The organism is Paraburkholderia sp. EG287B, assembly GCF_040965595.1.
Classification (GTDB): Bacteria; Pseudomonadota; Gammaproteobacteria; order Burkholderiales; family Burkholderiaceae; genus Paraburkholderia.
On the sequence record NZ_JBFRCG010000026.1, the window covers coordinates 17,200 to 39,258 of the forward strand.

Consider the following 22,059-nt stretch of genomic DNA (forward strand, 5'->3'; position numbering starts at 1 on the left):
CGCAGCGGTCCCCGTATGTCGTTGTGTCCGGTGGCAGGGTCTGGTTCGTCAGGTCTTCGGCAGGGTCACGCCGTGCTGGCCTTGATACTTGCCGCCGCGATCCGCGTACGAGACCTCGCAGATCTCGTCGCTTTCGAAGAACAGCACTTGCGCCACCCCTTCGTTCGCGTAGATTTTCGCAGGCAAAGGTGTCGTATTTGAGAATTCCAGCGTGACGTACCCTTCCCACTCGGGCTCGAACGGCGTGACGTTCACGATGATCCCGCAGCGCGCATAGGTCGACTTGCCCAGACATACGGTCAGGACGTTGCGCGGAATGCGGAAATACTCGACCGTGCGCGCGAGCGCGAACGAATTGGGCGGGATGATGCAGACGTCGCCCTTGAAGTCCACGAACGACTTTTCGTCGAAGTTCTTCGGATCGACGATGGTCGAGTTGATGTTCGTGAAGATCTTGAATTCGTCGGCGCAGCGGATGTCGTAGCCGTAGCTCGAGGTACCGTAGCTCACGATCTTGCGGCCGTCTTCCGACATACGGACCTGATCGCGCACGAACGGCTCGATCATCTTCTGCTCTTCGGCCATGCGCCGGATCCACTTGTCGGACTTGATTGCCATGTTCGCTACTTGACGAGAAATTCGGGTCGGGAAAGCATGCGGACGGGCCCACCGGGCGCACGCCGCGTGCGAAAGGCGCCTATTTTACGCGATGTGGATCGCCATGCCTGGAACTGCGTTTCGCGCCGGCGCAAACGCCGCGCTCACTGGGCGCGGATCAGCCCGCAGGCGAGCGCCGGGCCGGTGCCGCGCTGCGGGTACGCGTACGGGTCGATGGCGTCCCGGTGCACGATCACCGCGCGTTGCAGCACGGAGCGCACGCCGTCGAGCGAGACGTCGGGTGCGACGATAAAGCCCGACGCCACGCCGTTCGAATCCGCATGGATATTGCCGAGATCGCCTTCCACCCGCACGCCGGGCTTCAGGCGCTCCGCGGCGGGCGCGAACACGGCGCCGGCGCTCGAGGCGTCGGTGGCGTTGCAGTCGCCGCGCTCGTGCACCTGCAATGCGTGATCGCTGTCGGGCTGCAGGCCCGCGAGGTTGTAGCTCACCTGCACGCCGTCCGAACGTTCGACGAACGAAACCGTGCCGCGCACCTGGCTGCCGACAGTGGGCAGCAACTGGGCGACCGCGCGCTTCTCCTGTTGCCCCATGAAGCTCGTGCAGCCCGCCAGCAGCGCGCAGCCGCAGAGCGTGACGAGGGCGATCATCCTGACGACCTGCGCATTCCCCGCTTGCCTGTCGTGTCCTTTATCCATGCGATCCTCTTGCCGGGCGGCGGCAGCCCCGTTGCTGCCGCCATACCGGACCCGATGAAGCCCACATGATACCGCGCACGCGGCGCGTCGCGCGTCTATCTGTCCCCATGCGCGAGGCGCCGCGCGAGCGCCGCGGCCCGCACCGGCGCTCAAGTGTTCTGCACGACGATGGTCGGGAACTTCGAGGTCATGTCGCGGGCGCGCTCGGCGATCTGGATCGCCACGCGGCGCGCGATTGCGCGATAGGTGGCCGCCACCGGCCCCTCGGGTGCGGCCACCACGGTCGGGTGGCCCGAATCGGCCTGCTCGCGGATCGCGATGTCGAGCGGCAGGCTGCCGAGCACTTCCACGCCGTACTCCTTCGCCATGCGCTCGCCGCCGCCCGCGCCGAAAATGTGCTCGGCGTGGCCGCAGTTCGAGCAGATGTGCACGGCCATGTTCTCGACGATGCCGAGAATCGGAATGCCCACCTTCTCGAACATCTTGAGGCCCTTCTTCGCGTCGAGCAGCGCGATGTCCTGCGGCGTCGTGACGATCACGGCGCCCGTGACGGGCACGCGCTGCGAGAGCGTGAGCTGGATGTCGCCGGTGCCCGGCGGCATATCGACCACGAGATAGTCGAGCTCGCGCCAGTTGGTCTGACGCAGCAGCTGCTCGAGCGCGGAAGTGGCCATCGGGCCGCGCCAGACCATCGGGTTGTCCTGCTCGATCAGAAAGCCGATCGAGTTGGCCTGCACGCCGTGGCCTTCGAGCGGATTCATCGACTGGCCGTCGGGCGACTCGGGGCGGCCCTCGATGCCGAGCATCATCGGCAGCGAAGGGCCGTAGATGTCCGCGTCGAGCACGCCGACCGAAGCGCCTTCGGCGGCGAGCGCGAGCGCGAGATTCACGGCGGTCGTGCTCTTGCCCACGCCGCCCTTGCCCGAGGCCACGGCGACGATGTTCTTCACGTTGGGCAGCAGCTTCACGCCGCGTTGCACCGTATGCGCGGTAATTTCGCTTCTGACCGCGACGCGGCTCGCCTTCACGCCCGGCACGGCGGCAAGCGCCGCCTCGATCTGCGCGCGCACCGCGTCGAACTGGCTCTTCGCGGGATAGCCGAGCACGATCTCGACGCCGACCGTATCGCCATCGACGGTGACGTTGCGCACGCCCTTGGCCACCGTGTAGGGATGACCCGTGTTCGGATCCGTCAAGGCCGCGAGCGCGGCGTCGACTAAAGCCCGATCTATGCTCATTGAAACTCCGTGGGGAGAATGCCGGTCTGCGTTAGCGCCGATCCGAGTGAGGACTGATCGCCTACGCGCCGGAAATCGAAAGAAATTGTTAAGCTGCATTGCGCAAAATTGCCCGGCAGGGCACGCTTCGCGGCAGCATCGATTTTGTGTGCCGACCAGGGGGTCTCGAAGCCGCGACCCAGCGGCTTTTCGCCTGGCGGCGCCAACCTCAAGGCGTCATTGTAGTAGCTGCCGCCGCGCACCGTTCGAAGACCCTGTTCGCATGCGGGGCCGCGAACGCCGCGGGCAGCGTCTGTTCCACTCAAGAAAGGAAAGCAAATGAACACAAGAATCCTGACTCGCCTGTCCGTCTTCGCCGTGGCCGGCGCGCTCGTCGCCGGCTGCGCGACGCAGCAGGGCACCAACACGGCCGTCGGCACCGGTGTCGGCGCAGGCACGGGCGCGGCGATCGGCGCCATCTTCGGCGGCGGCAAGGGCGCGGCAATCGGCGCAGGCGCTGGCGCACTGGTCGGCGGCATCACCGGCTACAACTGGCAGAACATCCACAACAAGCTCACGGGCGCCACCAAGGGCACCGGCACGAAGATCACCGAGCAGCCGGACGGCTCGCTCAAGCTCGACATCCCGAGCAATGTGACGTTCGACACCAGCAGCTACGCGATCAAGCCGTCGTTCGCGCCGGTGCTCGACCAGGTCGCGCAGACGCTCCAGCAGAACCCGGAAGTCGTTGCGCAGGTGGTCGGCCATACGGATAACACGGGCTCCCCCGCCTACAACCAGACGCTGTCGGTCAACCGCGCCCAGAGCGTCGTGAACTACCTCGCTTCGCGCGGCATTCAGATGCAGCGCATGTCGGCCTCAGGCCTCGGCGATACGCAACCGATCGCCGACAACAATACCGAAGCGGGCCGCGCTGCTAACCGTCGCGTGGAAATGTACCTGCGCGCGACGTCGCAGCACCAGGGCGGCTAAGCTGGCCCGACGCAGTCGCCGGGAACGCGGTTGCCGGCGACTGCGCAGCAAAAACAGCGACGCATCAGCGGGACGGCAATCATGCCGTCCCGTTTGCATTTCGAGCGCCCCGCAGATGCGTCCGCAACCCTTGCCGGACGGCCATCCGACCCCCGCTTCAACGCATTGGAAGAGAATCGAAAAATTTTTCGAACTCTCGGGAAAACGTGCTGTCTGTCTTTACGGTACGTGTGCGGCAGTGCCGCCGCGTCACCATTCTCCTCTTGTCGTTGTTGCTCCGGGGCCAATCTTGCCCCGGTTTTTTTTGGCTGCAATTTGTGCATCGCAGCATCACCGCGGCTTGCGCAGCCCGCGCGCCCTCCAGGCATTGCGCATACGAGCGTCCACCGGCTCGCCGAACGGCGCTGCGCCCGCCCTGCTAAAATCGCGCTTTCCCCCGCAATATCGGACTTCCCCTCACTTATGTCAGCACCCGCCACCGACCTCGCAGCAGCCGGCGCGCATGCCAATCCAAGCGGCCGCCGCCAGATTCTCGTTACGTCTGCTCTGCCGTACGCCAACGGCCAGATCCACATCGGCCACCTGGTCGAGTACATCCAGACGGACATCTGGGTTCGCGCGCTGCGAATGCATGGCCACGAGGTCTACTACGTCGGTGCCGACGACACGCACGGCACGCCCGTCATGCTGCGCGCGGAGAAGGAAGGCCTCACGCCGCAGCAACTGATCGCGCGCGTGTGGCAGGAGCACAAGCGCGACTTCGACAGCTTCGGCGTGTCGTTCGACAACTACTACTCGACGGACTCCGAAGAGAACCGCGTGCTCTCCGAGTCGGTGTATCTGGCGCTCAAGGAAGCGGGTTTCATCGAGACGCGCGACATCGAGCAGGCCTACGACCCGGTCAAGAACATGTTCCTGCCGGACCGCTTCATCAAGGGCGAGTGCCCGAAGTGCGGCGCGAAGGACCAGTACGGCGACAGCTGCGAAGTGTGCGGCTCGACCTACGCGCCCACTGACCTGAAGAATCCGTACTCGGTGGTCTCGGGCGCGACGCCCATCCGCAAGACCTCGACGCACTACTTCTTCCGGCTCTCGGACCCGCGCTGCGAAGACTTCCTGCGCGGCTGGGTGAGCGGCCTCGCGCAACCGGAAGCGACCAACAAGATGCGCGAATGGCTGGGCGAATCGGGCGAATCGAAGCTCGCCGACTGGGACATCTCGCGCGACGCACCCTACTTCGGCTTCGAGATTCCGGGCGCGCCCGGCAAGTACTTCTACGTGTGGCTCGACGCGCCCGTGGGCTATTACGCGAGCTTCAAGAACCTGTGCGAGCAGCGCGGCCTCGATTTCGAGGCATGGGTGAAGGCCGGCTCGAAGACCGAGCAGTACCATTTCATCGGCAAGGACATCCTGTATTTCCATACGCTGTTCTGGCCGGCCATGCTGCAGTTCTCGGGCCACCGCACGCCGACCAACGTCTTCGCGCACGGCTTTCTGACCGTGGACGGCGCGAAGATGTCGAAGTCGCGCGGCACGTTCATCACGGCGGAAAGCTATGTGACCACGGGCCTGAACCCCGAGTGGCTGCGCTACTACTTCGCCGCGAAGCTCAACAGCACGATGGAAGACCTCGACCTGAACCTCGAAGACTTCCAGGCGCGCGTGAACAGCGACCTCGTCGGCAAATACATCAACATCGCAAGCCGCGCGGCGGGCTTCCTGATCAAGCGCTTCGACGGCCGCGTGCAAGATAGCGCGATGCAGCATCCGCTGCTCGAGCAACTGCGCGGCGCGATTGCGCAAATCGCTGCGCACTACGAAGCACGCGAATACAGCCGCGCGCTGCGCCAGACGATGGAACTCGCCGACGCCGTGAACGGTTACGTCGATACGGCCAAGCCGTGGGAGCAGGCCAAGGATCCGGCCAACCCGGTGGCGCTGCACGAAACCTGCAGCGTGAGCCTCGAAGCGTTCCGCCTGCTTTCGCTCGCTTTGAAGCCGGTGCTGCCGACGCTCGCGGAAGGTGTCGAACAGTTCCTGGCGATCGAGCCGCTGACCTGGGCCGATGCAGGCAAGGCGCTCTCGTCGCAACAGCCGATCAACGCTTACAAGCACCTGATGACGCGCGTCGATCCGAAGCAGATCGAAGCGCTGCTCGCCGCCAACCGCGATTCGCTGCAGGCGACCGATGCGCCCGCCGCCGCGGCCGCGGATGCGAACAAGAAGTCGAAGGCCGCCAAGGAAGCGAAGAAGCCGGCCGCCGATGAAACGCCGGAAGTCATCTCGATCGACGACTTCGCGAAGATCGACCTGCGCGTGGCGCTGATCGTCGACTGCAACATCGTCGAAGGCTCGGACAAGCTGCTGCAACTCACGCTCGACGTGGGCGAGGAAAAAACGCGCAACGTGTTCTCGGGCATCCGTTCGGCGTACAAGCCGGAATACCTCAAGGGCAAGCTCACGGTGATGGTCGCGAACCTCGCGCCGCGCAAGATGAAGTTCGGCATGTCCGAAGGCATGGTGCTCGCGGCTTCTGCCGCCGACGAGAAGGCCGAACCGGGTCTGTACATTCTCGAACCGCATAGCGGCGCGAAGCCGGGCATGCGGGTCAAGTAAAACCCGCTCGCCGATGTCGTCAGAAACGCCCCTTGCGAGGGGCGTTTCTGTTTGCGCGCGGCTCTTCGAGGCGCTAGCGGCGCAGCCGGTCGAAACGCCGCGTATAGAGAATATCGGCGCCGTTGAAGGTGCCGCCGTACACCACCAGCGACCAGTAGCGCGAGAGGTTGATCGTGGCCTTCACCGCGTTCGACGCCGACTGCAGGCCCTGCTCATAGCCGATCACGAGACGCTGGTTGATGGCCTTCGCGATCATCACGACCTCGGTGTCGGTCAGGCCCACCTCGCTGCGCCCAATCGAAAATTCGTCGAGGCCGATGCTCTGCGCAATGCGCTTGCCTTGCGCGCTGCCGAGCAGGGCGAGCGCCGTCGTCATCGCGCTCTGCTGGCCGAGGTTGTTGCCCTGGTCGGTGCCGTGCCCGAACAGCAGCCAGGAGAGCTTTTCGTTATCGGGCACGTTGGGCTCGGAAACGAGCCGCACCGCCGGCGCCTGCACGGTGCCGGTAACCTGCACGCCCGCCTCGACCTGCTGGTTGCGCCGCATCGCGAGAATGTTGATGCCCGGATTGCCCACCGGCCCGTTGAACGTGAAGAAGCCGTTCTCGATATTGAGCTTGGTGCCGAACGCCGTGTAGGTGGAGCCTTCGGTCACGCGCACGTTGCCGACCGCGCGCAGCGGGACATCCGGCGCGCTGTTGACCGTAATCGTGCCCGCCAGGCCCAGATCCGCGCCCTGCCCGCGGAAGCGGAAGTCGTGGCCGAGATCGATGTCGACGTTCGCGCGCGGGGCAAAGCGCGGCGCGGGCCTGGTCGACGCCGTTTCTTCGATGGGCGGCCTGCCGCCGACCGTCGTGCCGTCGGGGCGCACGATCACGACGTCGTCGCCGAGCGACGGTGCGGGTAGCTCGGGCATGTCGAACAGCGCGCGATCGACAGTGAACTTGCCGTCGATCTGCATGCCGCCCAGATGCCCGCCGTTGGCGATGCTCGCGCTGCCGGACAGCGACAGCTTGCGGTCGGGCGAAGCGAAAAGCTCGAGCTTGTCGGCGACGATGCTCGCGGTGAGATCGGGCTCGGCGTTGTCGAGCCGCACCTGGCCCTTCGCGCGCAGCGTGCCGCTCGTCGCGCCGTGGAACTCCACCTGCTGGAAGTCGACGAGGTTCTGCGAGAGCGCGATGCGGATCACGCCGTCCTTCAGCTCTACACCCTGGTCGACCATGGTGGCCGAGATGCCGTCGCCGACCAGCGAGCCCGTGAGGTTCGGCTTCGCGACCGTGCCGCCGAGTGCGAGCTGCAGCGCGAGATGGCCGTCGAGCAGGTAAGTCGGGCCGAGCATGCCGCCCGTGTTCCTGAGCGAAGGCACGTTCGCCTTGATGGTGCCGCCGATCGGCGCCTCGTCCGCGACGGTGAGGATGCCGTCGCGCGGCATGAGCGTCGTGTATGCGTCGATGTCGAGCATGCCCACGCGGCTCGCCAGCGCATGCGCCGTGAGCGTGAGGCGGTTGCCGCCGCTGAAGGCCGCGCGCACGTTGAGGTCGCCCACGCCGAGCGAGGCAAAGCCGCGGCCGACCTCGGTCGTGATGTCGCCCGAGCGGCGCTTGATCTGCACGTAGCCGGCGGCCGTCGGGCCCACGGAGAAGTCCCAGTCGCCGTCGAAGATCAGGTCGGTCCTGAGCGTGGACGGCACGCCCGTGAACTGCTGCCGGATCTGCATGATGCGCGCGAGCGACACATTGGTGAGCGTGCCTGCCGAACGGATGCGGCCATGGTCGAGATCGAACGATTTCAGCTCGAGCGAGGCGCCTTCCCCCGTGATGCGCGTCGCGCCGAGCGTGACCTTGCCGGGGCCCGCGCTCACCGTCAGCGGCGACTGCAGCTTCACGCCGGGCACGCCGCGGTTCTCGAGTTGCGTCACCGTGCCGTTCCAGCGCGGGCCTTCGCGCGTGTCCTGGAGGCCGCCGTTGGCCGCCGCCACGAAGTCGATCGGCTGGCCCTGGACCTTGCCCTTCGCGCTCGCCGTGAGCGTGTGCTTCGCGCGCGTGCCGTCGAGGCGCGCGGTGAGCGTCGTGATGTCGACGCCCGCCGCGGCGATGTCGCTCGCGTCGGTGCTGAAGGCGAGCGCGCCGTTCGCGCCGTCGCGCGCGAGCGCCCGGCCTTCGGCATGGCCGATGCGGTTATCGCCGAACACCACGTGGTCGGCCTTGTAGTCGAGCGAGACGTCGGGATGGGCGAAGGTGCCGGTCACGTCGCCGTTCGCCGCGAGCTGGCCCGCGATACCAAAGCCGAGCCGGTCGAGCTGCGGCGCATCCACGCGAAAGCGCAGGCGGTCGCCCCGCGCGCCGAAGCTGCCTTGCAGATCCACGGTATTGCCCGCGACCGAGAGGTTCGCGCGGCTTGGCAGAATGCGCGAGCCTGCCAGCTGGATGAGGCCCTGACCCGTGAGCGGCAGGTCGTCGTAGACGCTCGGGCCAAGCTTGAACTCGGCCCGCGTCGTGAAGGTGGGCGCGAGCGTGCCGCTCGCGTTGAGCGTGCCGTTCACGCGCGCCTCGATGCGCCGCGCTGCGGGACGCGTGGCCGGTCGCGGCTTCGCGTGGGGCTCGGCCGCCCCGCCCGGGCTGCTCTCTTTCGCGTTCTCGACGCGCTTTTGCTCGGCGGCCTGCTCGCCCGATTGTGCGGGGTTGAGCGACGGGTTCAGCGCCGGATTGAGCGCGAGATTGCGCTGCGGGTTGAACGCATTGGCGGCGGGCTGGGGCGCGGGCCGCGGCCGGGCGGCCGGCGCAGGTGTTTTGGCGGCCGTGCGCGCCGGTGTTTGCGACGTGAGCGACAGCGGATCGAAATTGGTCAGCACCGCCTTGAGTTGATAGGTGGAGCTGGCGTCGTGCTTGAGCGCACCCGACAGGTCGATGCGCCCCGCCCCCGAAGTCAGCCGCACGTCGTTGAGCGACAGGCGCGCGGGGTCCTGCGTGATCTTGCCCTGCACGCGCAGCGCCGCCCTCGGATCGGCGAGATCGAGCGTGACGCTCTGCACGTCGCCGTTCAGCCGCACGCCGACTGGCCCCGCGAATTGCGTCGCGCGCACGCTCGACTGGATCGCGTTGAGGTCGAGCCCGGCCACCTTCAGGTCGAAACGGCCGTCGCGCCCGCTGATCGTGCCGCCGCCGGTGACCGTCGCGTTTTTCACGAGACGCACGGCGAGCTTGGGGATGCGCTGCGTCTTCGCATCGAGCACCACGTCGGCGTGGGCGTCGATGAGCGGCAGCAGCTTTTCGTCGATGGCGCCCGGCTTCGCGTTCACGATCGAGACCGCGCCCGCCACCGTGAAGCCCGCCGCGTTGCTGCGCGCGCGCGCCGAGTCGGCCGCGGCCGAGGCTGCAGCCGCGGCATCGGGCTTCGCGCCGCCCGCCGGCGCCGATGCGAGCGCCGGCACCGAAGCCGGCGTCACGTCCGACACCGCCGCCGCGCCCGACGCCACCGCCGCGAGCGCCGCCGGCACGCCCGCCGCGCCGCCCGGCACCGGCTGCAGTTGCGCACGCACCGCGAGGTCGGCGAATGGCGCGCCCGGCGCGAACGCCTGCGGATTGACATGATCGAACGCGAGCGTGACGCGCTGCAGCGGCACGGAAGCGAACGGCGTGGCCTCCACGTGCGCGCGGCCCGTGAGCTTCATGCCGCTTGCCTCGACATCGGCCGTGAGCGCCTCGAGCGAGCCGGCGAGGTTTGCGCTGACCTGCACGTCTTCGCCGTTCACCTTGCCGGAGTAGCCGAGGTCGCCCGTGAGCGCGAACGGCCGCACGCCGTCGAGCTTCGCCTCGGCGCTCACCGCGCCAAAGGGCGTGTCGAGACGCTCGATGGCGGCCTCGTGATGGCGGCCGTCGCTGCGTCCGTGGAACTGGAAGTGCGAGAACTCGTTGGTCGAGGTGCCTTCGTGCACCGTGAGCTTGTCCACCTGCAGGTCGCGGATCTCGAGCCCGAGCGGCAACTGAAGGTTTTCCGGCAGCTTCATCGGTGAGGAAGGCTCGTGCGACGGCACGATGCGCATCTCGATGTCGCCGGCGTGCAGATAGTCCACCACGAAGCGCCACGGTTTCTGGCCGAAGCCCTGCAGCTCCCATTGGCCGCCGATGCGGTCGATCTTGAACGTGGTGCCGTCCGTGCCGCGCCAGCTCAGGTTGGAAAAGCGCACGCCGCTCGCGAGCGTGCCGCCTTCGAACCGGCCCGCGAGCTTGCCGTCGAGCAGCCTGACTGCTGCGCGCCACGCGTAGGCTGTGCCGCGCTCGGTGGTCAGCACGCCATAGAGCAAGCCGGCGACGAGCCCGACCAGCAGCACCGGCACGACGATCGCCCAGGCAAGCGCCTTCCAGAGCCGCGGCCCGCGGCGCCGCGGCGGCGCACTTTTACCACCCGCGCCTCCCGCGCCGCCATTGCCTCCATGGCCGCCGGGTTCCCCGCGCGCTTCGTCGTCCGGGCTGCGCCCAGCCTCCCCCGGCGGCACCGCGAACGTGGCGGGCTGCCATGCCACCGCAGCAAAACGGCGCGCGCTCATGCGCCCCCCTCGCCGTGCGGCGCAAGAAGCGTTGCGAAGCGGAGCAGCATGCGCGTCATCATCAGAAGGCGATCCCGAGTGTCAGATAAGGCCGCACGCTGTGAGTGCGAAAACCATAGGCGAGATCGAGGTTGACCGGCCCGACGGGACTGCGCCAGCGCGCGCCGATACCCGCGCCCGGATCGAACTCCTTTTCGCCCCAGGTATCGGTGGCGGTGCCGACGTCGAAGAACGCCGCGCCGCCCCAGTCGTGGCTGAACCAGTGCTGGTACTCCACTGAGCCGGTGACGAGATACTTGGTCGGCAGGATCGAGCCCGACTGGTCGTTACCGATGCTCTGGAACGAGTAGCCGCGCACCGAGTTCGAACCGCCCGCACGGAACAGCAGCGACGCGGGGATGCCGTTCGACGGGCCGCTCGTGAACACGCCGCCCAGCTCGGCGCGGAACACCATGATGTCGCTGTGGCCGATCGGCAGGTATTGCTGGCCGCGCATGTAGGCGCGCAGGAAGCTCTGCTCGGCGCCCACGTTCTTGAGCGCGAGGCCCGCCTCCATGCGGATGATGTTGCCCGAGCGCGGAAACAGCGGGTCGTCGACGTTGCGGCGGGTCCAGCCCCAGGTCGGCACGAGCGCATAGGCCCGCGAGGACGGCCCGACGTTCTGCGTGAGACGGTCGTCGTAGAACATCAGCGCGTACGCGTAGTCGATGTTCTGCGAGGTGCGCGTGCGCTGCACCCCGACACGCGCGCTATAGATGTTCGTATCCGAGACGTCGGTGGTCGTGTAGGAAGCGACGAGGCTATTGGTCCAGGCACGCGGACCCGGCGGCATCGAAAGCTGGACCTGACCGAACTTCTGGATCTGGTCGAGCCGCCCCTGCACCTGGAACGGCCACGCCGCCCCGAACGTGTTCAGGTAGGTGTAGGAGCCCTGGACGTGCGCGCCGGTGTCGGTCGAATAACCCACGCCGCCGCGGAAGTTGTTGTACGGGAACTCGCTCACCTTCACGTGCACGGGCGTCTCGAGCGGCTTTTGCGAGTTCGCGTCGACGTCGATCGCCACGCTCGCGTAGTACGGCGTGTTCTGCACCTGGCGCTGCAGTTCGGCCACGCGCTTCAGGTCGTAGATTTCGCCCGGCGAAAGCGGATTCACGTTGTCGATGATGTAGCCCGGATAGCGCCGCGGGCCCGAAACGTCGAGCTTGCCCAGCGTGAAGGTCGGCCCGCTGTCGAACGTTACGGAAAGTTGCGCGTCATGCCTGAGCGGATCGACGCGCGCCTCCGAAAACGTGATCTTGGCGCCGAGGTAGCGGCGCGCCTGCAGCGCCTTGAGCGAGGCGTTCTTGGCGTCGTCCCAGCCCGACTGCGTAAAGGCGTCGCCTTCGTGCAACGAGAATGCGAAGCGCGCAGTGTTCTCCTGCGCCGGGTCTTCCGTGAGGACCGGGCCGCGAAACACGAGCTTCACCGACGAAATCGTCGTGCGCGGCCCCGCGTCGACGCTCACCCGCACGTGCCGCCGGCCGTCGATCGTGCGCACGTCGGTGCGTACCACCGGCGTGAAATAGCCCGCCGTCGAGGCGAGGTCGCGCACCTGCTGCGGCGTCGCGGTCACGAGGAACTCGAACTGGTCCTCGTTCACGTCCGAGCGCGTGGCAAAGCGCGCAATGTCGAGGTGCGTCTCGAGCAGCTTGCGCAGGTCGCGCGGGGAAGCCTGGATCTCGACGTCGTAGTAGGTGCGCGGGCGCATCCACGGCAGCAGGGTGGTCAGGATGTCGGCCCGGGCGGGCGGCGCCACGGCGGAGCACACGGCGAGGCACACGATCAGGCACGCGGCGAGCCGTGGCCGCGCCGCCCGCGAGGGGCGCCGCCGTGCGCACAATGCTTCGATCACCCATCCCGCCAAACGCCACCTCCGGCCGTCGTAGAACTGGTTGCCACCGGTTGCGCCGCTCGCGCGCAGGGCACGGGAAGCGGCAACGGGCGCAAACGCGTTATTTCACCACATCGGCGCGTCAAAACCCCAGGAGGAGGTGCAAAGCGTGCCACAACGGCGGGCGCGGCCGGGCCGATGGCACGCGCGGGGCGGCCTCGGGGATGGCCAACGCATTCCGCCCGGGCGGATGTTCCGCGGCGTTGGCTTGCGGTAAAATTGCCGCCGACAGAATTAGCGGCGCGGCGCAATCACGCGCCCCGCCTTACTGGACGGACGTCAGCCATGTATCAGTCGGACATCACGCAGTTCATCAACCAGCTCAAGCAGCAAAAGCCGCAGCTCGAAGAACAGCAACGCAAGGGCCGCGCGCTCCTGTGGGACAAGCAGCCGATCGACCTCGACGAGCGCGAGCGCCAGCAGGCTTCGCGCGTGAAGCAGACGTCTTACGTCTACTACCAGAACTTCTGATGGCCGAGGCCGACGGGGCCGGCGCGCCGCCAGCCGGCGAGCACGCGGCCAGTCACGCGGGCCACGCCGCCGGGCAAACGCCCGGTGAGGCGCTGACCACGCCCGCGACCGACTCGACGCCCGACACGGTCGACGGCGTCGCGTTCGCACGCCTTTACGGCGAGCCGCTCTTCAAGCTCCCGCAGGACCTCTACATCCCGCCGGACGCGCTCGAAGTCTTCCTCGAGACCTTCGAAGGCCCGCTCGACCTGCTGCTGTACCTCATCCGCAAGCAGAACTTCAACGTCCTCGACATCCCGATGGCGGAGGTCACGACCCAGTACCTCGGCTATGTCGAGCAACTGCGCAAGACCAACCTCGAGCTCGCGGCCGAATATCTGCTGATGGCGGCCATGCTCATCGAGATCAAGTCGCGCATGCTGCTGCCGGTCAAGAAAGCCGACACGGGTGAGGAAGCCGAGGACCCGCGCGCCGAACTCGTGCGCCGCCTGCTCGAATACGAGCAGATGAAGCTCGCCGCCCAGCGCCTGGACCAGTTGCCGCAGCTCGGCCGCGACTTCCTGCGCGCCGAGGTCTATATCGAGCAGAGCATCACGCCGCGCTTTCCCGACGTGGACAGCAACGACCTGCGCGCCGCGTGGGCCGACGTCATCAAGCGCGCGAAGCTGGTCCAGCATCACAAGATCTCGCGCGAGGAGCTCTCGGTGCGCGAGCACATGAGCATCATCCTGCGCCGGCTCCAGGGCGAGCGCTTCATGGAGTTCTCCGAGCTGTTCGACACCACGCGCGGCGTGCCCGTCGTGGTCGTGAACTTCATCGCCATGCTGGAGCTGTCGCGCGAATCGCTCATCGAGATCACCCAGCCCGAGCCGTTCGCGCCGATCTACGTGCGGCTCGCGTATCTGCCTGCCTGATCCTCGGCCCGGTATTGCCCAGGTCCGCGCGCGGCGAACGAGTAAATAGGACCGCATCGCGCAGGCATCTGCGCCGGGCCGCACAGCGGAACGCCAGGACAACCCCCTACCCGAGGCGGGTGCGCCGCATTCACAAATCCACTACAATCGCCCGCGCCTGCCCGGTGTCGTCCCATATACGGGACACCGCGCCACTCGCGCGAACCGGGTGCGCGACGTCCGCTCGCGGCCCCTCGTCCGGGCCTCTGGCTTGCGGCCGTGCAACCCCAGTCTTGCCCCGCGCGAGGCACAAAGCATCCGATCATGAAAGTCATTAGCTCGATTCAGGAATTGCGCGACCAGTTGCGCGGCCAAAACCGCACGGCGTTCGTGCCGACCATGGGCAACCTGCACGAAGGCCATCTCTCGCTGATGCGCCTCGCGCGCCAGCACGGCGACCCGGTCGTGGCGAGTATCTTCGTCAACCGGCTGCAGTTCGGCCCGAACGAGGACTTCGACAAGTATCCGCGCACGCTTCAGGACGACATCGAGAAGCTGCAGAAGGAAAACGTCTACGTGCTGTTCGCGCCCACCGAGCGCGACATGTATCCGCAGCCGCAGGAGTACCGCGTGCGCCCGCCGCACGATCTGGGCGACATTCTGGAAGGCGAATTCCGCCCCGGCTTCTTCGAGGGCGTGTGCACGGTCGTCATGAAGCTGATGTCGTGCGTGCAGCCGCGCGTGGCCGTGTTCGGCAAGAAGGACTACCAGCAGCTCATGATCGTGCGCGCGATGTGCAACCAGTTCGCGCTGCCGACCGAGGTGATCGCCGCCGAAACGGTGCGCGACACCGACGGCCTCGCGCTCAGCTCGCGCAACCGCTACCTCACGGAAGCCGAGCGCGCCGAGGCGCCGCAACTGGCGGGCGTGCTGCGCGCGATCCGCGAGTCGGTGCTGTCGGGCCGCCGCGACTTCCAGCAGCTCGAACTCGACGCCATGGCGACGCTCGCCGCGCGCGGCTGGAAGCCCGACTACATCGCGATCCGCAAGCGTGCGAACCTGCTGCCGCCCGCACCGGGCGTGGCCGGCGACGCCGAGTCGCCGCTCGTCGTGCTGGCCGCCGCGAAGCTCGGCGCGACGCGCCTGATCGACAACCTCGAGATCTGAGGGCCGCGGGCGGCCGCGCCGTCCCGCTTTCACCCGATCCCCCCAGATTCCGCTTACCCGCGGCGGGCCGCGCGCCCGCTCGCCTGAGGAGACCCTCCATGCAACGCCATATGCTCAAGTCGAAGATCCACCGCGTCGCGGTCACGCACTGCGAGTTGCACTACGAAGGCTCGTGCGCCATCGACGAAAACCTGCTCGAAGCGGCGAACATCGTCGAAAACGAGCGCATCGACATCTGGAACATCAACAATGGCGAGCGCTTCACGACCTACGCGATCAAGGGCGAGCGCGGCAGCGGCATGATCTCGCTGAACGGCTCGGCCGCGCGCCGCGCGCAGCTAGGCGACCTCGTGATCATCGCGGCGTTCGCGAACGTGGAAGAGGAAGAGCTCAAGGCCGGCTGGAAGCCGGACCTCGTGTTCGTGGACGAGAACAACCGCATCAAGGGCAGCCGCGACCACGTGCCCACGCAAGCCTGGAGCTGACACGCGGGTCAGGCCGGCGCGGCTCACCGGGCCCGCGCCGCCGTACCGGCGCGCTTATTTGCCGTCGACCCAGCCGATAATCGACTGCCACTGGTCGAGGTCCTTCTCGACCCGGCTCTTCGCGACGTCCCACAGCGTGAGGCCGTGCGCGGCGAGCTGCACGTAGTTCTGCGTATCGCGCAGATAGCCCAGCACCGGCAGTTCGAGGCCCTCGACGAAGCGCTGCAGCTGCTCGGCCGAGCGCGTGCGCGAATCCACCCGCATGCCCACCACGCCCACCTGGATCGCCCCCTTGCGCACGGACTTTTCCTTGGCGAGGCGGTTCAGGAAGTCCTGGGTGGCGAGAATGTCGAACATCGACGGCTGCAGCGGCACGATCACCTTGTCCGCCAGCTCGATGATCGCCTGGAGCCGGTTGCCGTGCAGGCCGGCGGGCGTGTCGATGACTGCGTGCTCGAGTCCCTTGGGCGGCTTCGCCGGGTTGTCCAGATCGACCTGCCAGCTTTCGATGGCCGGCAGCGTCGCGGGCCGCAGATCGAGCCAGGCGTGCGAGGACTGCTGCCGGTCGAGGTCCGCGAGCGCCACCCACTCGCCTTGTGCGGCGAAATAGCCGGCCAGATTGGTGGACAGCGTGCTCTTTCCCACGCCGCCCTTGGGATTCGCCACCACGATTACCGTCATGAATGCTCCCGTCAGGATGGCTGGCGCAAGGCCAGCCGGATTGCCGTGATTTTTGCGTGATGCGTTGTTCGATACCTGGCGAGGCGCCTTGCAGACCAGCCGGCGCCCCGGATCAACCGTCCGATATTATCGGCAAATTGCGCGCCGCCGAAGCCCCCCGCGAGCGCGCACCTGCAATGTTCATATCAAATCAAGGAGACTGACCGACCATGAGCACGCTACGCCACGACATCACGATCGAATCCCTGCTCGAGCGGCAGCGCGGCCGCCTGCCCGATTTGCTGGGCTTTCGGCCGCTGGTCCTCGAGCAAGGCCTGCTGCGCGCCGAACTCGACGTGCGCAGCGACCTGCTCGCCCCCAATGGCTTCCTGCATGCCGCTACGGTGATCGGCCTCGCCGACACCGCCTGCGGCTACGCCTGCCTCGCGCACCTGCCGCCCAACGCGAAGAACTTCACGACCATCGAGATCAAGAGCAATCATCTCGGCACCGCGCGCGAAGGCACCATCTCGGCCGTGGCGAAGGGCGTGCACCTCGGGCGCAGCACCCAGGTCTGGGACGCCACCGTGAGCGGCCCGGACGGCAAGACCATCGCGCTGTTCCGCTGTACGCAGATGGTGCTTTACTGAGCCGGCCAGCCGCGCTTTTAGCTGCGCAGTTAGCTGATTACGCCGAACACCTTCTCCAGATCGAGGCTCGCCGCGAGCGTGTCCGCGAGCCGCTCCAGCGACGCCTCGCGCAACGCCGGGTAGTCCACCGCGCGCGCCTGCGCGAGCCCGGCCCAGCGCAGGAGCGCGGCGCACGCCTGCGGCGTGTCGAAGAGGCCGTGCACGTAGGTCGCGAGAATCTGGCCGTCCGCCGAGCGCGCGCCATCCGGGCGCGTCGCCCCCGCGTCTGCCTCCGCGAGCCACAGCGCGGGCGATTCGAGCGAGCGCCCGCGCGTCTCGCCCATATGGATTTCGTAGCCCGCCACGCGCGCCGGGCCCTCGCCTGCATGCCCTTGCGCGCCCTCCAGCGCGAGCGCGCCCGTCACGTTCTTCAAGGTCTTTTCGCGCGTGAGCACGGTCTCGTAGTCGAGCCAGCCGAAGCCCTCGACTGCGCCCGGCTCACCCTCCACGCCATGCGGATCGGCAATCGCGCGGCCGAGCATCTGCATGCCGCCGCAAATGCCGATCACACGTCCGCCATAGCGCAGATGCCGCGCGAGCGCGGTCTGCCAGCCCTGGGCGCGCAGCCACGCGAGGTCGTCGCGCACGTTCTTCGAGCCCGGCAGGATCACGAGATCGGCGGCGGGCGGCGCTTCGCCCGTGCGCACGTAGGTGAAATCGACCTGCGGATGGGCGCGCAGCGCGTCGAAGTCGGTGTGGTTGCTGATGTGCGGCAGCGCCGGCACCACCACGCGCAGCGTCTCGCCGCCGGCCGGGGCGCCGCTGTGGGCCGCACCGGGCAGCATGTCCTCGGCGTCGAGCGTGAGGCCGTGCAGATACGGCACGACGCCCAGCACCGGCTTGCCCGTCTGCTGCTCGAGCCAGGCGAGGCCGGGCTCCAGCAGCGTGCGGTCGCCGCGAAAGCGGTTGATGACGAAACCTTTGACGCGCGCGCGCTCGCTCTCCGAAAGACAGGCCAGCGTGCCGATCAGGTGCGCGAAAACGCCGCCGCGGTCGATGTCGGCCACGAGCACGACCGGGCAATCGACCGCCTCCGCGAAACCCATGTTGGCGATGTCGTTGGCGCGCAGGTTGACTTCGGCGGGGCTGCCCGCGCCTTCCACGAACACCGTGTCGTAGCGCGCGCGCAGACGCGCATAGGACGCCAGCACGGCCTCGCGCGCGAGCGGCTTGTAGTCCTGGTACGCGCGCGCCCCCAGGTTCATGCGCGCCTTGCCGTGGATGATGACCTGCGAACCGAGGTCGCTATTGGGTTTGAGCAGCACCGGATTGAGGTCGGTATGCGCCTCGATGCCGGCGGCGACGGCCTGCAGCGCCTGCGCGCGGCCGATCTCGCCGCCATCCACGGTCACGGCGCTGTTGAGCGCCATGTTCTGAGGCTTGAACGGTGCGACGCGCGCACCCGCGCGACGCGCGAGGCGGCACAGGCCAGCGACGAGCGTGCTCTTGCCGGCGTCGGAGGTCGTGCCCTGGATCATCAGCGTGCCGTTGGGTACGCGGGGCATGGCGGGTAGCGTGGCGGTCATGAAGCGCTTGGGTGGGCTGCGAAGGCGAACGCGCATTATCCCATCGCCCCGCCGCCCGATGCAGGACCACGGCGCGACGATGGCCAATGGGACAACGGCGAGCCTGGGCGCAGCCGTTACAATCACGCGATGAATTCGCGCGATCTCACCTTCATCGTCGGCGGCGCGCGCTCGGGCAAGAGCGCGCACGCCGAACGCCTCGCGGCCGCGAGCGGCCTGCCGGTCACCTATATCGCCACCGCGCGCGTGACGGACGACACCGAGTTCGCCGAGCGCATCGGCCACCATCGCGCGCGCCGGCCCGCGCACTGGGCGCTCGCCGAGGCGCCGCTCGATCTCGCGGACGCACTCGACGCCGCGGCGGCGCCCGGCCAGTGCGTGCTGATCGACTGTCTCACGCTGTGGCTCGCGAACCTGCTTTGCCCCGCCGACTCCGCAGCGCCGCTGCCCGACTGGCGCGAGCGCCTCGACGCCTTCGCCGCCGCCTGCGAGCGCGCACAAGGCACGGTGCTCGTGGTGAGCAACGAGATCGGCATGGGCGTCGTGCCGATGGGCGCGGCCACGCGCCTCTACTTGGACGAACTCGGCCGCCTCAATCAACGCATCGCGGCGCTCGCCGACCGCGCCACGCTCGTCGCCGCGGGCCTGCCTCTCGTGCTCAAAGCGCCGCGCGGGACCTCATGATGCTCTCGCTACCCGTCACCGCCGCGCTCGCCGTGGCCGGCGTCGCCGTGGACCGCTGGCTCGGCGAGCCGCGCCGAGCGCACCCGCTCGTCGCCTTCGGCAAATACGCGAACCGCATCGAGGCGCGCCTGAACACGGGCCGCCGCGGCCGTCCGCTCGGCCTCGTCGCATGGCTCGCCGCCGTCGCACCGCCCGTCGTCGTCGCCGCGCTGCTGTGTGCGCTGCTGCCCTGGCCGCTCGCCTGGGCGCTGCACGTCGCGCTGCTTTGGTTCGCACTCGGCGCGCGCAGTCTTACCGAGCACATCGCGCCGATCGGGGCCGCTTTGGCACGGCGCGACCTCGCTGCCGCGCGCGAGTTGACGGGCCGCATCGTCTCGCGCGACACAGCGGGGGCAGATGCCACCGCGCTTTCGAGCGCGGCCGTCGAATCGGCGCTCGAAAACGGCAACGACGCGATCTTCGGCGCGCTGTTCTGGTTCGCGATCGCGGGCGGCCCGGGCGCCCTCGCGTTCCGTCTCGCCAACACGCTCGATGCCATGTGGGGCTACCGCACGCCGCGCTTCCTGCGCTTTGGCTGGGCGGCCGCGCGCATCGACGACGTGCTCAACTGGATTCCCGCGCGCCTCACGGCCGCGAGCTACGCGCTGCTCGGCGATACACGCATGGCGCTGCGCTGCTGGCGCGAACAGGCGCATCGCTGGGAGAGCCCGAACGCGGGCCCGGTGATGGCCTCGGGCGCGGGCAGCCTGAACGTGTTGCTGGGCGGCGCGGCCGTTTACCACGGCATGCTGGAAGAGCGCCCGGCGCTCGGCGCGGGCTCGCCGCCGCGCGCGCAGCACGTGGATGCGGCCTTGCGGCTCGTCGAGCGCACCACTATTTTGTGGCTAGCGGCGCTGCTCGCACTGGCCTTCGTGAGCGTGGCGACCCATGTCTGAGCAGACGGCCGCACTCGTCGCGCACGGCGGCAATCTGCACGAAGCCGCGCAGCGTTACGGCATCGCCTGGGACGCCTGGATCGATCTCTCCACCGGCATCAATCCGCATGGCTACCCGGTGCCGCCGGTGCCGCCCACGGCATGGCGGCGCCTGCCCGACGACGGCGACGGCTTCGCCGCCTGCGCTGCGCGCTACTACGGCACACCCGACGCCCGCCACGTGTTGCCGGTGGCGGGCAGTCAGGCCGCAATCCGCGCGCTGCCGGCGCTGCTGCCGCGCGCCCGTGTAGCAATCGCGCCGCTCACCTACGGCGAGTACGCACCGGCGTTCGCACGCGCGGGCCATGAGATCGTGCCGCTCGACGTCACGCAGGACACGCTGCCCGATACAGTCACACACGCCGTCGTGGTGAATCCGAACAATCCGACGGCCACGCATCTGGCTGCCGCCCACCTGCTGCATTGGCATGCGCAGCTCGCGGCGCGCGGCGGCACGCTGATCGTCGACGAAGCCTTTGCCGATGCCCTCGGCCACGAGCGATCCGAAACGCTTGCGCGCGCAACGAGCCGCGCAGGACTCGTCGTGCTGCGCTCGCCTGGCAAGTTCTTCGGACTCGCGGGCGCGCGCTGCGGCTTCGCGCTCGGCGCCCCCGCCCTGCTGGCCGCGTTGCGCGCCCTTCTGGGCGCGTGGACCGTGAGCGGGCCGGCGCGCCACGCCGTCACCCATGCGTTCGAAGACAGCGCGTGGCAGAACGAAATGCGCATTCGCCTCGCCGCCGACAGCGCGCGCCTCGTTGCGCTGCTGCGCGCTCACGGCTTCACGCCGCACGCCACGCCGCTGTTCGCCTGGATCACGGACCCGCGCGCGCCCGCGCTGCAGGGCGCGCTCGCATGCCACGCCGTGTGGACGCGCCGCTTCGACGCGCCGGCCAGCCTGCGCTTCGGTCTGCCCGCGTCCGAGGGCGAGTGGCAGCGCTTCGAAAGCGCACTCGGGCAAGCCATGCGGGCGATCGGTTGATGCGTGCGGCCACCACGGCGTTGGCGCTGCTGGCCGCGACGCTCCTGCCGTGCGCCGCGCATGCGAGCGTCACCGCCATCGACGACGCGGGCGACACCGTCACCCTCCCCGCGCCTGCGCAGCGCGTCGTGAGCCTCGCGCCCCACGTGACCGAGCTGCTCTACGCCGCGGGCGGCGGCGCGAAAGTGGTCGGCGCCGTGGCCTACAGCGACTACCCGCCCGAAGCGCAAAAGGTGCCGCGCGTGGGCGACAACCGCGCGCTCGACCTCGAGCGCATCGCCGCGCTCAAGCCCGACCTCATCGTGGTCTGGCGTCACGGCAACGCGCAGCAACAGCTCGATCGTCTGCGCGCGCTGCACCTCCCCCTCTTTTTCAGCGAGCCGCACAAGCTCGACGATGTCGCGACCTCGCTCACGCGCCTCGGCGTGCTGCTCGGCACCGAAGACACCGCGCAGGCCGCCGCGACGGCTTACCGCCGCGACATCGCGCAGCTGCGCGCGCGTTATGCGCAGCGCGCACCCGTGAGCGTGTTCTACGAAGTCTGGGATCAGCCGCTGATGACCCTCAACGGCTCGCACATGATCAGCGACGTGATCACGCTCTGCGGCGGCCGCAACGTGTTCGCGGCGCTCGAACCGCTCGTGCCGACGGTAACGACTGAAGCCGTCCTCGCCGCCAATCCCGATGCGATCGTCACCGCGTCGCAAGGCGCGACGTCGCCGGACCGCCCGCTGCCGAGCCTCGAGCGCTGGCGCGCCTGGCCGGCGCTGGCCGCCGTCGCCCACGGCAATCTCTTCGCCATCGACGGCGATCTGCTCACGCGCCCCGCGCCGCGCATCGCGCAGGGCGCGGCGCAGCTGTGCAAGGATCTCGACCTCGCCCGCTCGCGCAACGCCGCTGCGCATTGATTCGATCT

18 protein-coding genes are annotated in these 22,059 nt (G+C 68.3%); 11 read left to right on the plus strand and 7 right to left on the minus strand.

The features are described 5' to 3' along the window. Positions 1-48: 48 nt before the first annotated feature. The 3 genes from dcd to apbC all read right to left on the minus strand — a co-directional run bounded on the left by dcd (position 49) and on the right by apbC (position 2,554). Positions 49-618 carry a dCTP deaminase gene (gene dcd / locus AB4Y40_RS36050; protein WP_028207739.1) on the minus strand — a complete coding sequence of 190 codons (570 nt, stop codon included), beginning with the start codon at positions 616-618 and terminating at the stop codon, positions 49-51. Between the two features lie 143 nt (positions 619-761). After that, a complete protein-coding gene (locus AB4Y40_RS36055; RefSeq protein WP_368691927.1) occupies positions 762-1,316 on the minus strand; it encodes a superoxide dismutase family protein in 555 nt (184 codons plus the stop codon). A 149-nt stretch (positions 1,317-1,465) separates the two neighbouring features. Continuing rightward, entirely contained in the window at positions 1,466-2,554 is a 1,089-nt protein-coding gene (apbC, locus tag AB4Y40_RS36060; RefSeq protein ID WP_342920926.1) for an iron-sulfur cluster carrier protein ApbC, read from the minus strand. 318 nt (positions 2,555-2,872) lie between these two features. On the opposite strand from apbC, the gene AB4Y40_RS36065 reads away from it, so the two are divergent. Beyond that, entirely contained in the window at positions 2,873-3,526 is a 654-nt protein-coding gene (locus AB4Y40_RS36065; RefSeq protein ID WP_368691928.1) for an OmpA family protein, read from the plus strand. A gap of 462 nt (positions 3,527-3,988) precedes the next feature. After that, complete coding sequence (gene metG / locus AB4Y40_RS36070) at positions 3,989-6,142, plus strand: methionine--tRNA ligase (RefSeq protein ID WP_368691929.1); 2,154 nt, start codon at positions 3,989-3,991, stop codon at positions 6,140-6,142. 73 nt (positions 6,143-6,215) lie between these two features. Here the strand turns inward: metG and AB4Y40_RS36075 are convergent, their stop codons facing one another. Together AB4Y40_RS36075 and AB4Y40_RS36080 are read right to left on the minus strand one after the other, a co-directional pair. After that, positions 6,216-10,685: a translocation/assembly module TamB domain-containing protein gene (locus AB4Y40_RS36075; RefSeq protein WP_368691930.1), complete on the minus strand. Its 4,470-nt coding sequence runs from the start codon at positions 10,683-10,685 to the stop codon at positions 6,216-6,218. Positions 10,686-10,746: 61 nt separating this feature from the next. Next, positions 10,747-12,432 (minus strand): autotransporter assembly complex family protein, encoded by a 1,686-nt coding sequence (locus AB4Y40_RS36080; protein ID WP_368691985.1) that lies wholly within the window; start codon positions 12,430-12,432, stop codon positions 10,747-10,749. 468 nt (positions 12,433-12,900) lie between these two features. On the opposite strand from AB4Y40_RS36080, the gene AB4Y40_RS36085 reads away from it, so the two are divergent. The 4 genes from AB4Y40_RS36085 (at position 12,901) to panD (ending at position 15,631) form a co-directional block, all read left to right on the plus strand. Next, entirely contained in the window at positions 12,901-13,086 is a 186-nt protein-coding gene (locus AB4Y40_RS36085) for a DUF3460 family protein (protein ID WP_069265440.1), read from the plus strand. After that, positions 13,086-14,000 (plus strand): ScpA family protein, encoded by a 915-nt coding sequence (locus tag AB4Y40_RS36090; RefSeq protein ID WP_256094748.1) that lies wholly within the window; start codon positions 13,086-13,088, stop codon positions 13,998-14,000. Before AB4Y40_RS36085 ends, AB4Y40_RS36090 begins: the two co-directional genes overlap by 1 nt. 303 nt (positions 14,001-14,303) lie before the next feature. Continuing rightward, positions 14,304-15,146, plus strand: a complete 843-nt coding sequence (panC, locus tag AB4Y40_RS36095) for a pantoate--beta-alanine ligase (protein WP_069265441.1) — start codon at positions 14,304-14,306, stop codon at positions 15,144-15,146. 98 nt (positions 15,147-15,244) lie between these two features. Next, positions 15,245-15,631 carry an aspartate 1-decarboxylase gene (gene panD / locus AB4Y40_RS36100; RefSeq protein WP_069265442.1) on the plus strand — a complete coding sequence of 129 codons (387 nt, stop codon included), beginning with the start codon at positions 15,245-15,247 and terminating at the stop codon, positions 15,629-15,631. A gap of 54 nt (positions 15,632-15,685) precedes the next feature. Here panD and AB4Y40_RS36105 read toward each other — a convergent pair whose 3' ends face one another. Continuing rightward, positions 15,686-16,312 carry a ParA family protein gene (locus AB4Y40_RS36105; RefSeq protein WP_324141147.1) on the minus strand — a complete coding sequence of 209 codons (627 nt, stop codon included), beginning with the start codon at positions 16,310-16,312 and terminating at the stop codon, positions 15,686-15,688. A gap of 209 nt (positions 16,313-16,521) precedes the next feature. Between AB4Y40_RS36105 and AB4Y40_RS36110 the strand changes: the two genes are divergently transcribed. Continuing rightward, complete coding sequence (locus tag AB4Y40_RS36110; protein WP_069265444.1) at positions 16,522-16,941, plus strand: PaaI family thioesterase; 420 nt, start codon at positions 16,522-16,524, stop codon at positions 16,939-16,941. A gap of 29 nt (positions 16,942-16,970) precedes the next feature. Here AB4Y40_RS36110 and AB4Y40_RS36115 read toward each other — a convergent pair whose 3' ends face one another. Beyond that, positions 16,971-18,506 carry a cobyric acid synthase gene (locus AB4Y40_RS36115; RefSeq protein ID WP_368691931.1) on the minus strand — a complete coding sequence of 512 codons (1,536 nt, stop codon included), beginning with the start codon at positions 18,504-18,506 and terminating at the stop codon, positions 16,971-16,973. A 129-nt stretch (positions 18,507-18,635) separates the two neighbouring features. Here AB4Y40_RS36115 and cobU point away from each other — a divergent pair, with 129 nt between their 5' ends. The 4 genes from cobU to AB4Y40_RS36135 are packed head-to-tail and all read left to right on the plus strand — an operon-like array spanning position 18,636 to position 22,051. Next, positions 18,636-19,190 (plus strand): bifunctional adenosylcobinamide kinase/adenosylcobinamide-phosphate guanylyltransferase, encoded by a 555-nt coding sequence (gene cobU, locus AB4Y40_RS36120; protein WP_368691932.1) that lies wholly within the window; start codon positions 18,636-18,638, stop codon positions 19,188-19,190. After that, the gene (gene cbiB / locus AB4Y40_RS36125; RefSeq protein ID WP_368691986.1) at positions 19,190-20,125 is read left to right on the plus strand and encodes an adenosylcobinamide-phosphate synthase CbiB; all 936 of its coding nucleotides are present in this window, start codon (positions 19,190-19,192) and stop codon (positions 20,123-20,125) included. Before cobU ends, cbiB begins: the two co-directional genes overlap by 1 nt. After that, positions 20,118-21,143: a threonine-phosphate decarboxylase CobD gene (cobD, locus tag AB4Y40_RS36130; RefSeq protein WP_368691933.1), complete on the plus strand. Its 1,026-nt coding sequence runs from the start codon at positions 20,118-20,120 to the stop codon at positions 21,141-21,143. Before cbiB ends, cobD begins: the two co-directional genes overlap by 8 nt. Beyond that, positions 21,143-22,051, plus strand: coding sequence for a cobalamin-binding protein (locus AB4Y40_RS36135; protein WP_368691934.1), 909 nt, complete (start codon positions 21,143-21,145; stop codon positions 22,049-22,051). Before cobD ends, AB4Y40_RS36135 begins: the two co-directional genes overlap by 1 nt. The last annotated feature ends 8 nt before the right edge of the window (positions 22,052-22,059 follow it).